12 protein-coding genes and 1 pseudogene are annotated in these 12,092 nt (G+C 65.9%); 5 read left to right on the forward strand and 8 right to left on the reverse strand.

Features of this window, described 5'->3' with window-relative positions; genetic code table 11:
* Positions 1 to 83 precede the first annotated feature (83 nt).
* Complete coding sequence (locus OMP44_RS09725) at positions 84 to 1,430, forward strand: class II 3-deoxy-7-phosphoheptulonate synthase (RefSeq protein WP_133860659.1); 1,347 nt, start codon at positions 84 to 86, stop codon at positions 1,428 to 1,430.
* 19 nt (positions 1,431 to 1,449) lie between these two features.
* Here OMP44_RS09725 and OMP44_RS09730 read toward each other — a convergent pair whose 3' ends face one another.
* The gene (locus OMP44_RS09730) at positions 1,450 to 2,649 is read right to left on the reverse strand and encodes a winged helix-turn-helix domain-containing protein (protein ID WP_280307553.1); all 1,200 of its coding nucleotides are present in this window, start codon (positions 2,647 to 2,649) and stop codon (positions 1,450 to 1,452) included.
* A gap of 34 nt (positions 2,650 to 2,683) precedes the next feature.
* Positions 2,684 to 2,935 (reverse strand): DUF1127 domain-containing protein, encoded by a 252-nt coding sequence (locus tag OMP44_RS09735; RefSeq protein WP_187979382.1) that lies wholly within the window; start codon positions 2,933 to 2,935, stop codon positions 2,684 to 2,686.
* Between the two features lie 101 nt (positions 2,936 to 3,036).
* Here OMP44_RS09735 and OMP44_RS09740 point away from each other — a divergent pair, with 101 nt between their 5' ends.
* Positions 3,037 to 3,888 (forward strand): LysR substrate-binding domain-containing protein, encoded by an 852-nt coding sequence (locus tag OMP44_RS09740; protein WP_187981358.1) that lies wholly within the window; start codon positions 3,037 to 3,039, stop codon positions 3,886 to 3,888.
* On the opposite strand, the gene OMP44_RS09745 is transcribed toward OMP44_RS09740, so the two are convergent.
* The 3 genes and pseudogenes from OMP44_RS09745 to earP all read right to left on the reverse strand — a co-directional run.
* A complete protein-coding gene (locus OMP44_RS09745) occupies positions 3,889 to 4,629 on the reverse strand; it encodes a sulfite exporter TauE/SafE family protein (RefSeq protein WP_187981359.1) in 741 nt (246 codons plus the stop codon). It abuts the gene before it with no gap.
* A 121-nt stretch (positions 4,630 to 4,750) separates the two neighbouring features.
* Entirely contained in the window at positions 4,751 to 5,317 is a 567-nt protein-coding gene (gene efp, locus OMP44_RS09750; protein ID WP_166655901.1) for an elongation factor P, read from the reverse strand.
* 48 nt (positions 5,318 to 5,365) lie between these two features.
* Positions 5,366 to 6,493 (reverse strand): annotated as a pseudogene (earP, locus tag OMP44_RS09755) (elongation factor P maturation arginine rhamnosyltransferase EarP); the annotation flags it as partial.
* Positions 6,494 to 6,631: 138 nt separating this feature from the next.
* On the opposite strand from earP, the gene OMP44_RS09760 reads away from it, so the two are divergent.
* A complete protein-coding gene (locus OMP44_RS09760) occupies positions 6,632 to 7,333 on the forward strand; it encodes an endonuclease (protein WP_133860664.1) in 702 nt (233 codons plus the stop codon).
* Between the two features lie 6 nt (positions 7,334 to 7,339).
* Here OMP44_RS09760 and OMP44_RS09765 read toward each other — a convergent pair whose 3' ends face one another.
* The 3 genes from OMP44_RS09765 to OMP44_RS09775 form a co-directional block, all read right to left on the reverse strand.
* Complete coding sequence (locus OMP44_RS09765) at positions 7,340 to 7,951, reverse strand: MiaE family protein (RefSeq protein ID WP_166655902.1); 612 nt, start codon at positions 7,949 to 7,951, stop codon at positions 7,340 to 7,342.
* A gap of 73 nt (positions 7,952 to 8,024) precedes the next feature.
* The gene (locus tag OMP44_RS09770; protein ID WP_133860666.1) at positions 8,025 to 8,501 is read right to left on the reverse strand and encodes a DUF1289 domain-containing protein; all 477 of its coding nucleotides are present in this window, start codon (positions 8,499 to 8,501) and stop codon (positions 8,025 to 8,027) included.
* A 109-nt stretch (positions 8,502 to 8,610) separates the two neighbouring features.
* Positions 8,611 to 10,056 (reverse strand): NCS1 family nucleobase:cation symporter-1, encoded by a 1,446-nt coding sequence (locus OMP44_RS09775; protein WP_280307555.1) that lies wholly within the window; start codon positions 10,054 to 10,056, stop codon positions 8,611 to 8,613.
* Positions 10,057 to 10,354: 298 nt separating this feature from the next.
* On the opposite strand from OMP44_RS09775, the gene OMP44_RS09780 reads away from it, so the two are divergent.
* Both OMP44_RS09780 and OMP44_RS09785 read left to right on the forward strand, forming a co-directional pair.
* Entirely contained in the window at positions 10,355 to 11,059 is a 705-nt protein-coding gene (locus OMP44_RS09780) for a GntR family transcriptional regulator (RefSeq protein ID WP_133860668.1), read from the forward strand.
* Positions 11,060 to 11,067: 8 nt separating this feature from the next.
* Positions 11,068 to 11,799, forward strand: coding sequence for an aspartate/glutamate racemase family protein (locus OMP44_RS09785; RefSeq protein WP_187979385.1), 732 nt, complete (start codon positions 11,068 to 11,070; stop codon positions 11,797 to 11,799).
* The last annotated feature ends 293 nt before the right edge of the window (positions 11,800 to 12,092 follow it).

Below are 12,092 nucleotides of genomic sequence, written 5' to 3' on the forward strand. Positions count from 1 at the left end.
AGCCGCGATGGGCACTGTCTATCGAGCGTTGCGCCCGTCATCGGTTACCATGGACGGCTTCGTCGCACCACTCAGAGAGAATCATGTCCGCGCCCTGGAGCCCCACCAGCTGGAGAAGCCTGCCCATCCAGCAACAGCCCGAATACCCCGATCAAGCCCGCCTCGCCGATGTCGAGCGCACCCTGGCCGGCTATCCGCCCCTGGTGTTTGCTGGCGAAGCCCGTGAATTGCGCCGGCAGTTCGCCGAGGTGACCCAGGGTCGGGCCTTCCTGTTGCAGGGCGGTGATTGCGCGGAAAGCTTCTTCGAATTCTCCGCGGGCAAGATTCGCGACACCTTCAAGGTGCTCCTGCAGATGGCGGTGGTCATGACCTTCGCCGCGGGCTGCCCGGTGGTCAAGGTCGGCCGCATGGCCGGCCAGTTCGCCAAGCCGCGCTCCTCTGGCGACGAAATCCAGGACGGCGTCTCCCTGCCGGCCTACCGCGGCGACATCGTCAACGGCATCGACTTCACCGAAGGCAGCCGCATCCCGGACCCGCAGCGGCTGATCCAGGCCTACAACCAGTCCACCGCAACGCTCAATCTGCTGCGGGCCTTTGCCCAGGGCGGCTTCGCCGACCTGCACCAGGTGCATCGCTGGAACCTGGATTTCATCGCCAACTCGGCCCTGGCCGACCGCTACCACCAGTTGGCGGATCGCATCGACGAGACCCTGGCCTTCATGCGCGCCTGCGGCCTGGACACCGCGCCGCAGGTCAAGGAAACCAACTTCTTCACCGCCCATGAGGCGCTGCTGCTCAACTACGAAGAAGCCTTCGTCCGCCGCGACAGCCTGACCGGCGACTGGTACGACTGCTCCGCGCACATGCTCTGGATCGGCGATCGCACCCGCCAGCCCGACGGTGCCCACGTCGAATTCCTGCGCGGGGTGAACAACCCCATCGGCGTCAAGGTCGGTCCTTCCACCACCAGCGAAGACCTGATCCGCCTGATCGATACCCTTAACCCGGAGAACGATCCGGGGCGCCTCAATCTCATCGTGCGCATGGGCGTGGGCAAGGTCGCCGATCACCTGCCGCGCCTGATCCAGACCGTGGAGCGCGAAGGCCGCCAGGTGCTGTGGAGTTCCGACCCCATGCACGGCAACACCATCAAGGCCTCCACCGGCTACAAGACCCGGGACTTCGCCAGCGTGCTGGGCGAGGTCAAGGAGTTCTTCGGCGTGCACCAGGCCGAGGGCACCTACGCGGGCGGCATCCATATCGAGATGACCGGCCAGAACGTCACCGAGTGCATCGGCGGCGCCCGCCCGGTCACCGAAGACGCCCTGTCCGACCGCTACCACACCCATTGCGACCCGCGTCTGAACGCCGACCAGTCCCTGGAACTGGCCTTCATGATCGCCGAGACGCTCAAGGGCATCCGCCGCTAGGCAGAGGGCGCGGCGCGATCTAGTGCCGCGCAACAGCCTCACGCAAGACGTCCGCCGGCCCGTGCAACTGCAGGTCGGCGAGACCCAGCCAAGCAGCCAGGGAGCGCAACTGCGCCGCCAGGGCATCCAGTCCTTCGTCATCCAGGCCTGCCGCCTCCAGATGCACCGCATGCACTGCCAGGCGCGACTGCGCCCGCTCGGCGCGCAGATCCACCCGTGCCGCCAGCCGCTCCCGATAGAGAAAGGGCAATACGTAGTAGCCATAGACCCGTTTGGGCGCCGGGGTATAGATCTCCAGTCGATAGCGGAATCCGAACAGCTGCTCGGTGCGCTCGCGCTCCCAGACCAGGGAGTCGAAGGGCGACAGCAGCGCCGCCGCCTGCACCGGACGCCCGGGATTCGGCGGCTCGGCCACATAGGCCGGCTTCGACCAGCCCTGCACCTGAACGAGCTGCAGACTGCCCTCCTCCTGCAATTCGGCGATGCCCTGCCGCGCTTCGGCGGGACTCAGGCGAAAGTAGTCGCGCAGCTGGACTTCGCTCGCCACGCCCAGGGCACGGGCACTGCGCAGCAGCAAGGCCCGGCGCGCGGCTTCCGGCGTAGGAGCAAGCGCCGCGAGGATCTCCGCCGGGAGCACCCGCTCGGGCAGGTCATAGAGGCGCTCGAAGCCGCGCCGTCCGGCCACCGTCACCTCACCCGCGGCGAACAGCCACTCCAGCGCCAGCTTGCCCGGACTCCAGTCCCACCAGGGACCGGCCTGCTCGACCCGCTTCGCCAGGCTGCCAGCGCCCAGGGCGCCCCGTTGCACCACCGCCTCCAGGGTCTGGGCGACGACCTGCGGCTGCTCGACGGCGAACCGCGCCAATTGCCGATAGATGCCAATGCCCTGGCGCGCCTGATCGCGTCGCCAGCGCAGTTCGGCCCAGACCTCGGCCGGCACCAGCGAGGCTTCATGGGCCCAGCATTCATAGAGCTGCCGCTTGCGCCCCTGACCCCAGGCCAGGGCATCGAAGTCGGCGAAGGCATAGCGGCCGAGACGACTGAACAGCGGCAGATAGTGCGAGCGCACCAGGGCATTGACCGAGTCGATCTGCAGCACATTCAGGCGTGCGGCCTGGCGATACATAGCGGCCAGGCCCGCACCGCCCTTGGGTTGACTCCCAAAACCCTGGGCACGCAAGGCCAGGCGCCGGGCTTCGCGCAGGGAAAGGCTATCCATCCGAGCTCCTGACAGAGAGAGGTGATCTTCCACCCTAGCAGGATCGGCGGCGGCCCTCCTCTGCGGGTTGCCGCCAGAACGGCTTGTCGGCTTCCTGCCAGGCATCGGCGCGACTCAGGCCGAGGTCGTGCAGCGCGCCCTCATCCAGTCGATAGAGGGCCCGGCGTTGACGAGATAGCTCGACCGCCCGGCGCAACCAGGCCCAGACCTGCCGCAGACGGAAGATGACGCCCGGAACACCCGGGGTACGCGCAGACGAATCTTGGTGAGCGATGAGCTGAGCCATGGTGAATCTCCTGCTCCAGGGGGTATGGCTCAAGTCTGAAAGCTGGCATAACATCAATCCAACGAATCTTTCTGATGCGATCCATTCGCCTGGTTGATGCCATGAGTTATCCGAGCATAGAGACCGATCTGTTGCGCACCTTCGTCGCCATCGCCGATCAAGGCGGCTTTACCCGCGCGGCCGAGGTGGTCAATCGCACCCAGTCGGCGGTGAGCATGCAGATGCGCAAGCTCGAAGAGAACGTACTGCAGCGGCGGCTGTTCGAACGGGAGGGCCGCCAGGTGCGCCTGACGGCGGAGGGTCAGATCCTGCTGGGCTTCGCCCGGCGCATCCTCAAGCTGCATGGGGAGGTGATGACCACCCTGCGCGAACCGCACATGGTGGGTACGGTGCGTATCGGCACCCCCGATGATTACGTGATGAGGTTCATTCCCGGCATCCTGGCGGGCTTCGCCAAGGCCTATCCGCTGGTGCAGGTGGACGTCCATTGCGAGACCACCGCCGGCCTGCTGCAACGCCAGGACCTGGACCTGACCATCGTCACCCGTGAACCGGGCAACGAGATCGGCCTGCCCCTGCGTCGCGAGCGCTTCATCTGGGCGGAGGCGCCGGGTTTCGATATCCACCAGCGCGATCCGCTGCCGCTGGCGATGTTCAACACCTCGTGCTTTCTCAGCGAATGGGCGCGCCGGGCGTTGGACAATCGCGGCCGCGGCTATCGCCTGGCCTACAGCAGCCCGAGCCTTGCCGCCCTGCTCGGCATCGTCAAGGCCGGCCTCGCCGTCACCGCGCAGCTGGAAAGCCTGCTGCCGAGCGAGCTGCGCCGGCTGGGAGAGGCCGACGGCATGCCCGACCTGCCGGCCTGCTCCATCGAACTGCTGCGCAATCCGCGCAGCGCCTCGCCGATCATCGACACCCTCGCCGAGCACATCGCCGAGGGCTTTCGGCAGTAGTCAGCGCAGCGCCAGCAGCACCGCACACAGCAGCAGGAAACCGCAGAACAGCAGACGCAGCAGCCGCTCCGGCAACTGGTGCGCCAACTTCACGCCCCAGCTCACGCTGAGCAGTCCACCCAGGGCGAGCGGAATACCCACGCTCCAGTCGACTTCCCCATGCCAGGCATAGCTGGCCAGGGTGACCCCAGTGGTCGGCAGCGCCATGGCCAGGGACATGCCCTGGGCCGCCACCTGGGTCATGCCCATCACCCCGGCGAGAATGGGGGTGGCGATCACCGCGCCACCGACGCCAAACAGCCCGCCGACCAGCCCCGCCACCAGCCCCAGCACCCCGAGCCCCAGGCGACTCGGCGTCGTCAGCGGCGGCTGGCCACGGCGATAGAGTTGCCAGAGGTTGTAGAGCACCAGCACGAGCAGGAAGCCGACGAAGCCGTGGCGCATGGAGCGGGCGTCCAGGGACACCGCCAGCGCCGTACCCGCCAGGGCCGAGAGCATGCCGGCGGCGGCCAGCAGACCGGCGCGCTGCCAGTCGATGCGATTGCGCTGGTTGTACTTGTAGACCGACAGCAGCACGTTGGGCACCACCATCACCAGGGCGGTGCCCTGGGCCAGTTGCTGGTCGAGGCCGAACAGCAGGGCCAGCACCGGAATGGCGATCAAGCCACCGCCGATGCCGAACAACCCACCCACCACACCCAGCACCGCCCCGAGGGCGATATCGATCAAGAGCTGAGACAGCAATTCCACGGCGCACTACCCAGAAGCGAACAGATTCGGAAACCGTTGTCCGGCGCACCGCCAGCGGAGCGCCAGACAGCAAAAAGCCCGGCAAGCCGGGCTTTCTAGCGAGACGCCGGGTTTAGACCTTGGCGCGCGACTTGTACTCGTTGGTACGGGTGTCGATCTCGATGTGGTCACCGATGTCGCAGAACTCGGAGACCTTCAGCTCGTAGCCGTTGTTCAGGCGAGCGGTCTTCATGACCTTGCCCGAGGTGTCGCCGCGAACGGCCGGCTCGGTGTAGGAGATCTGGCGCACGATGGTGGTGGGCAGTTCGATGGAGATGACGCGGTCGTTGTAGAACACCGCTTCGCAGACGTCGGTCATGCCGTCTTCGATGAAGGCGATGGCATCGCCCAGGTCGTCTTTCTCGACTTCGTACTGGTTGTAGTCGTTGTCGACGAACACGTACAGGGGATCGGCGAAGTAGGAATAGGTCACTTCCTTGCGATCCAGAATCACCGGCTCGAGCTTGTCGTCGGCGCGGAAGACGGTCTCGGTCGCGCTGCCGGAGAGCAGGCTCTTCAGCTTCATCTTGACCACTGCAGCGTTACGGCCGGACTTGTTGTATTCAGCTTTCTGGATGACCCAGGGAGCGTTGTCGATCATGGCCACTTGGCCGGCACGGAACTCTTGTGCGGTTTTCATGCGGTTATCCGTATGGATGGAAGAACGGGATTTCGAGGCGCCATATGATAGCCAATCTGTATGGAAATGCACCAGGCTGGCGGCAAGATCGCTGTGAGAAGCCATCCGATCGCTCCAGTCACGCGCCAACAGACGCCATTCCCCGACCTGTGTGTCCAGCGCCGACCAGGCGGCTGCCAGGTCGCCGCGACCGTTCCAGGCCAGCCACAGGGCACTGACCGCGGAGCCCAGTTCAGGAGTGCCAGACGCCACATAGCGCGCCAGGAAGGCCTCGAGCTTGACGAAGTGGGCGTCCTCTTCCTGCGGGTAGATGTGCCAGACGAAGGGATGCGCCGCCCACTGCGCGCGGACGAAGGAGTCCTCCCCGCGGATGGCATTGAAGTCGCAGCACCACAGCAGCCGGTCGTACTCCTGCTGGGAGACGAAGGGCAGCACCTGCACCCGCAGGGCGCCGCGACGGTGGCCGTCGCCGGCCTTGAGCCAGTCCACGCCGAGCCAGGCGGCGACGTTCGCCAGCACCCGTCCTTCCGGCACCAGCAGGCAGGTAGGCTGGGCGCCGGCGCTGAGGGCGTCGAGCCAGTCGATCAGCGCCGGGTTCTCGTAGGCGAACAGCGAGAACAGCCGCTCCCCGGGCTGGCGCCGCACGCCCAGCCCAGCGAGAAAGTCGTCCCGGACCGCGGCAGCCTGGAGGAAGCCGTCACGCTGATCGAGCAGATCTTGCTCACGCAGCAGCCCGCCCACCTTGGCGGTAAAGCCGGGAAAGAAGAAGTACTTGTTCAGCCCGGTGGGCTGCAGCGAAGGCAGCGCGTGACAGCCTTCGATCCACTCCTCGGCGCTCAGGTATTCCAGGTTGAGCCAGAGCGGGCGCTCGGCGCGACGCGCCATGGCGGTGACGAAACCTTCCGGCAACTGACAGGCGAAGGCTTCCACCACCACGTCGCCGGGCTCGGCCGCCGTCCAGTCGGCGTGCCAGAGCCGCACCTCGACCCCGCGATGCCATTGCTGCTCGGCGGTGCCATCGACCCCCGGCTGGATCCGCGCCAGGGGATAGAGGTCGTCGATCCAGAGGCGGACCTGCTGGCCATGCTCGGCGACCAGCTGATGGGCCAGACGCCAGGTGATACCCGCGTCGCCATAGTTGTCCACCACCGTGCAAAAGATGTCCCAGGCTGCCATGCCATACCTCTAAGTCATTGATATCGAATCGTGTTCCGCCTGATTGGCGGGCGGACGCGGGACGGCTTCCAGTGAACCCAGTCACACCGCGACCAAGAGCGGGTCGGTAGTATCCGCGCTTTTTCGGACGGATTCTAAATGTCGTTGCGCCCTGCCCTGCTGTTCTGCCTGAGCCTGGCTTCCCTGAGCGCCCTGGCGACGCCCCAGCCGCCGCAGCCGCCGCGTACCTTCGGCGAAGCCAAGGTAGTGGCGGCCAAGGTCTATGCCAAGCAAGGCGTCGACTTCTATTGCGGCTGCCACTACAGCGGCAAGACCGTGGACCTCAAGAGCTGCGGCTACGTCCCGCGCAAGAGCGCCCAGCGCGCCAGCCGCATCGAGTGGGAACACATCGTCCCCGCCTGGGTGATCGGCCACCAGCGCCAGTGCTGGCAGAAAGGCGGTCGCCAGAACTGCACGGCCAACGACCCGGTGTACCAGAAGGCCGAGGCCGACCTCTTCAACCTGGTACCGGTGGTCGGCGAGGTCAATGGCGACCGCAGCAACTTCGCCTTCGGCTGGCTGCCGCAGAAGCCCAACCAGTATGGCGCCTGCCAGATGGTGGTGGACTTCAAGGCCAAGACCGCCATGCCCCGCCCGGAAATCCGCGGCATGGTCGCCCGTACCTACTTCTACATGAGCGATCGCTACGACCTGCGCCTGTCCAAGCAGGATCGCCAGCTCTACACCGCTTGGACCAAGCAGTATCCGCCGGAGGCCTGGGAGCGTCAGCGCAACCAGCGCCTGGCCTGCATCATGGGGCGCGGCAATCCCTATGTCGGCGAGACCAAGGCCTGCAAATAATGCGCTTCAAGCAGCGGTTGGAATCCCGCTGTGGAATCTCAACTCGCGATCGCTGGAGGTGATCAATTCCACCTCCAGGGCGCGGACCTCGGCGATCTTGGCGTCGACGTCGTCGCGCTCGCCATAGAGATAGGCGAGCTTGAGATAGTCCTGGAAATGCCGGGCCTCGGAGGCCAGCAGGCCGCTGTAGAACTTGCCCAGCTCCGCGTCCAGGTGGGGCGCCACCGCACCGAAGCGCTCGCAGGAGCGACATTCGATGAAGGCACCGATCACCAGGCTGTCGGTCAGCTTCAGCGGCTCATGGTTGCGGCAGAGCTTGCGCAGGGCGCCGGCATAGCGGGCCGAACTGACGTTGCGGTGCTCGATGCCACGGCGCTTCATGATCTGCAGCACCTGTTCGAAATGGCGCAGCTCTTCGCGGGCGATGCGTGACATCTTCCAGGACAGCTCGGCGCGATTGGAATAGGTGAACAGATAGTGGAAGGCGGCGCCGGCGGCCTTCTTCTCGTTGTTGGCGTGGTCCTGCAGCAGCGTCGGCAGGTCCTGCAGCGCGGCCTCGACCCAGGCATCCGGCGTGCGGCAACCGAGGAATTCATTCATCTCGGGCAAGGACATCAGCGTGCTCCCGTGCAAAAGCCGCGCATTATAGAGAAAGGCAGGCGCCTGGGCAGCGCCGCCTGCCTGCTGGCGTTCAGACGCGGCTGTCGATGCCTTCGAGCAGGAAGCGCGGGGCGATGTAGCGGTCGTAGTGGGCTTCGGAGAGCAGGAAGAATTCCCGGTCGATGGCGTCGCGCAACTCGGCCAGCGGGCGATCGCGAAACTCCGGCAGCAGGCGCAGCCCATAGGCATCCAGTTGCTGGATGTGGCGCGCGCCCCGGGCCAGCAACTGATAGGCCCAGCAATACTCCGACTGATCGGGCCGGAAGCGGATGCTGCGTTGCTGCAACTGCTGGCGCAACAGTGCCGGATCGAAGACATCGACCTTGGCCGACACCACCTGCACCAGCAGCAGCTCCAGACGTGCCCACACGGCGCGCCGCTCCTCTTCGCTGTAGAGATTCCAGTTCACCACCTCGTGGTGGAATCTCTTGCAGCCACGACAGACGTGGTCGCCGAACATCGTCGAGCACAGGCCGACACAGGGCGTCTTGATGACAGGAGCGGGCATGGGCGGCAAGCCTTGGAGCAAAACGCCTAGTCTAGCCGGAAACGTCAACGACCGGCGCGGGTGGCCCGCGCCGGTCGTACAGAATCCCATCCTGATCACAGGATGCGGATCACACCGCGGCGACACCCCGGCTCGCCACCGGACTGGCGCTGCGGCGGCTCAACCCGTAGAAGAACAGTCCACCGAGGAAGCAGCCGGTGAACCAGGCGAAGTTGGCGATCGGCTTGAACCAGGGCACGAAGGTGAAGCACAACCCGATCAGCGCCGCGGCAACCAGCGCCTGCACCGCCACCCAGTTGACGCCGCCGCTGTACCAATAGGCGCCATTCGGGGTGTCGTCGAACAGCGCATCGACCTCGATCCGGCCTTTGCGCAGCAGGTAGTAGTCCACCAGCAGGATGCCGAACAGCGGGCCGATGCAGGCAGCCAGGACGTCCAGGGTGTAGTGGATCACCTCGGGGTTGTTGAACAGGTTCCAGGGGGTGAGGAAGATCGAGGCCACCGCGGCGATCATGCCGCCCGCGCGCCAGCTGATCTTGCTGGGCGCCACGTTGGCGAAGTCGAAGGCCGGCGAAACGAAGTTGGCAACGATGTTGATGCCGATGGTGGCGGTGACGAAGGTGAAGGCGCCGAGCAGCACCGCGGTGGTGTTGTCGATGCGGGCCACGGTGGCGATGGGATCGTGGATCATCTCGCCGAACACCGGGAGGGTGCCGGACACGATCACCACGGTGACCAGGGAAAACGCCAGGAAATTGATCGGCAGGCCCCAGAAATTGCCGCGACGCACATCCTGCATGGAGCGGCAGTAGCGGCTGAAGTCACCGAAGTTGAGCGTGGGCCCGGAGAAATAGGACACCACCAGGGCGATGGCGACGATCACCTGGCCGAAGGCGGCCCAGCCGGTCAGCTGCTTTTCCGCCAGGGTGAAGCTGATGTTGCTCCAGCCGGCGCGCCAGACAATCCAGGCGGCGAGCAGGAACATCACCGCATAGACGGCCGGACCGGCCCAGTCGATGAAGCGGCGGATGGATTCCATACCCGCCCAGAAGACGCAGGCCTGGAGGAACCAGAGGGTGAGGAAGCCGCCCCAGCCGAGAGAGGACAGGCCCAGGAAGCTGCTGTCGCCATAGACCGCCAGCGCGGGAAAGAAGCGCAGCACCACGATGACCAGGGCACTGGAGGCCAGATAGGTCTGGATGCCGTACCAGGCCACCGCGATCAGGCCGCGGATCACCGCCGGGATGTTTGCGCCGAAGACGCCGAAGGCCAGGCGACAGATCACCGGATAGGGCACGCCAGCCTGCTGGCTGGGCCGGGCGACCAGATTGGCGATCACCTGAACGATGCAGATCCCTACCAGCAGGGCGATCAGCACCTGCCAACTGGCCAGGCCCAGGGCGAACAGGCTGGCGGCGAAGACATAGCCGCCAACGCTGTGCACGTCGCTCATCCAGAAGGCGAAGATGTTGTACCAATTCCATTTCTGCTCGACCGGGCCGAGGTCTTCGTTGTACAGACGTGGGCTGTAGCCCGGGGGAATCTGCTGGTTCATGGATCGCCTCCTCCGTGGTGGCGGGCACCTGCATACGGCGCCTGCCTTGTTTTGTATACAATCCCTCCAGGCAGAGTCCGTGCCAGGTGCTCCGGAATGGTCTTAACTCGCTGGCTCCATAGGAAATTTCCAGGAAAGGAGGCTCTAAGTCAGACGCCGGAGCGTTACCGGGGATGCACTCCCCTGGGGCGTTAGGTGGCAATGAGGCGCTACCTTGGCGCACAGATCCCGACGCATTCGCGCATCGTCAGCGCCCCAGACTTTGTATACAATTCAGGCAAATCGCCGGAGTCAGCCCATGAGTGCAGTACCCGCGTCACTCGCCGTTGCCGCCTCTCCCCGGGACGAGCGGATCTACCAGGACATCCTCGAGGCCATCGTCGAGCATCGCCTGGCGCCGGGTACCCGGCTGCCGGAAGACACCCTGGCGGAGACTTTCGGCATCAGCCGCACGGGCATCCGCAAGGTGCTGCAGCGACTGGCGCTGGAACGCCTGGTGACCCTGCGCGCCAATCGCGGCGCCCAGGTCGCCCAGCCCAGCGCCAAGGAAGCCCAGGACATCCTCGCCGCGCGCCAGCTGATCGAGCCGGCGCTGATGCCCCTGGTGGCCGCCCGGGTCGACAGCGCGCAGCTGGCGTCCCTGCGCCAGCTCTGCCTTGAGGAGCACGAGGCCCAGCACGGCGGGCGCCACAGCCTGGCGATCCAGCTGTCCGCGCGCTTTCACGTCGAACTCGCCGCGCTGGCCGACAATCAGGTGCTGACCGAACAGGTCGCCCAATTGGCCAGCCGCTCTTCGCTACTGATCGCCATCTACGGCTCGCGGCACAGCCTGGGCTGCGATTGCGGCCAGCACGAAGACCTGCTGGACCTGCTCGCCCGGGGCGAGGGTGCGGCCGCCAGCGACTGGATGGCGCGCCACCTGCGCCTGATCCGCGAATCCCTCCGGATCGACCGGCCCACGGCCGCCGAGCCCGATTTCCGCAGCATCTTCAAACGCAGTTGAGGCCCCTCATGCAGATCCAGGTCATCAATCCCAATACCAGTGCCAGCATGACCGCCAAGATCGGTCGCGCGGCCCAGGCCATCGCCCGTCCGGGCACCACCATCCTCGCCAGCAATCCCGAAGCCGGCCCCGTGTCCATCGAGAGTCACTACGACGAGGCCGTGGCCGCGGTCGGCGTGATCGAAGAGATGCGCAAGGGCGTCGAGGCGGGCTGCGCGGCCCATGTCATCGCCTGCTTTGGCGATCCGGGCCTGCTCGCGGCGCGGGAAATGGCCAGGGGGCCGGTGCTGGGCATCGCCGAGGCCGGCTTCCATCTGGCCAGTCTGCTGGCCACCCGGTTCGCCGTGGTGACCACCCTCACCCGCACCCGCATCATCGCCGAGCACCTGCTGCAGCGGTACGGCTTCGCCGAACTGTGCACCTCGGTACGCTGTATCGACCTGCCGGTACTGGCCCTGGAAGCCGCCGATGACAGCCTGATCGAACTGATCGCCGCCGAGGGTCGCCGCGCCCGCGACGAGGAAGGCGCCGGCGCCATCGTGCTCGGCTGTGGCGGCATGGCCGATCTGCGCGAGGCCCTGAGCGAGGCCATCGGCATCCCGGTGATCGAAGGCGTCAGCGCCGCGGTCAAGCTGGCCGAGTCCCTGGTGGACCTGGGGCTGGGCACCAGCAAGCATGGCGACCTGGCCTACCCCATCGCCAAGCCCTTCAGTGGACGCTTCGCCCATCTGGGCCGCTAGCCTGCCGCCGGGGTCCAACGACCGGGAGCAGATGCGACAACGCAGCGCTTAACTTCGCCCGAGGCTTGGCGTAGAATTAGGCAGCCTTATAGGCGCAATGTCCGATACGAAGCTGTTTTCAAAGCGTCACGAGCAAAGTATCCGGTGATCCGGCAGCGGCGGCCTCATCAACCGCCCTGCCGCCGATCAGCTCTTCAGCAGCCGGCGTAAAACTTTGAAAACAGCTTCCGGCGGAATGCGTCCGGCGCGACGGCGGTCCTGCCCGCAGCCTCCCCCGTCATACCCTGCCGGAT

Origin of the sequence: Pseudomonas flavocrustae (assembly GCF_029872515.1) — a bacterium.
Classification (GTDB): domain Bacteria; phylum Pseudomonadota; class Gammaproteobacteria; order Pseudomonadales; family Pseudomonadaceae; genus Chryseomonas; species Chryseomonas aestiva.

Excerpts from the sequence above, each read along its gene's own strand:
- OMP44_RS09760 (WP_133860664.1), top strand. The coding sequence starts at position 6,632 with ATGTCGTTGCGCCCTGCCCTGCTGTTCTGCCTGAGCCTGGCTTCCCTG.
- OMP44_RS09780 (WP_133860668.1), top strand. The coding sequence starts at position 10,355 with ATGAGTGCAGTACCCGCGTCACTCGCCGTTGCCGCCTCTCCCCGGGAC.
- OMP44_RS09725 (WP_133860659.1), top strand. The coding sequence starts at position 84 with ATGTCCGCGCCCTGGAGCCCCACCAGCTGGAGAAGCCTGCCCATCCAG.
- OMP44_RS09775 (WP_280307555.1), bottom strand. The coding sequence starts at position 10,056 with ATGAACCAGCAGATTCCCCCGGGCTACAGCCCACGTCTGTACAACGAA.
- efp (WP_166655901.1), bottom strand. The coding sequence starts at position 5,317 with ATGAAAACCGCACAAGAGTTCCGTGCCGGCCAAGTGGCCATGATCGAC.
- OMP44_RS09735 (WP_187979382.1), bottom strand. The coding sequence starts at position 2,935 with ATGGCTCAGCTCATCGCTCACCAAGATTCGTCTGCGCGTACCCCGGGT.
- OMP44_RS09730 (WP_280307553.1), bottom strand. The coding sequence starts at position 2,649 with ATGGATAGCCTTTCCCTGCGCGAAGCCCGGCGCCTGGCCTTGCGTGCC.
- OMP44_RS09785 (WP_187979385.1), top strand. The coding sequence starts at position 11,068 with ATGCAGATCCAGGTCATCAATCCCAATACCAGTGCCAGCATGACCGCC.
- OMP44_RS09770 (WP_133860666.1), bottom strand. The coding sequence starts at position 8,501 with ATGCCCGCTCCTGTCATCAAGACGCCCTGTGTCGGCCTGTGCTCGACG.
- OMP44_RS09740 (WP_187981358.1), top strand. The coding sequence starts at position 3,037 with ATGAGTTATCCGAGCATAGAGACCGATCTGTTGCGCACCTTCGTCGCC.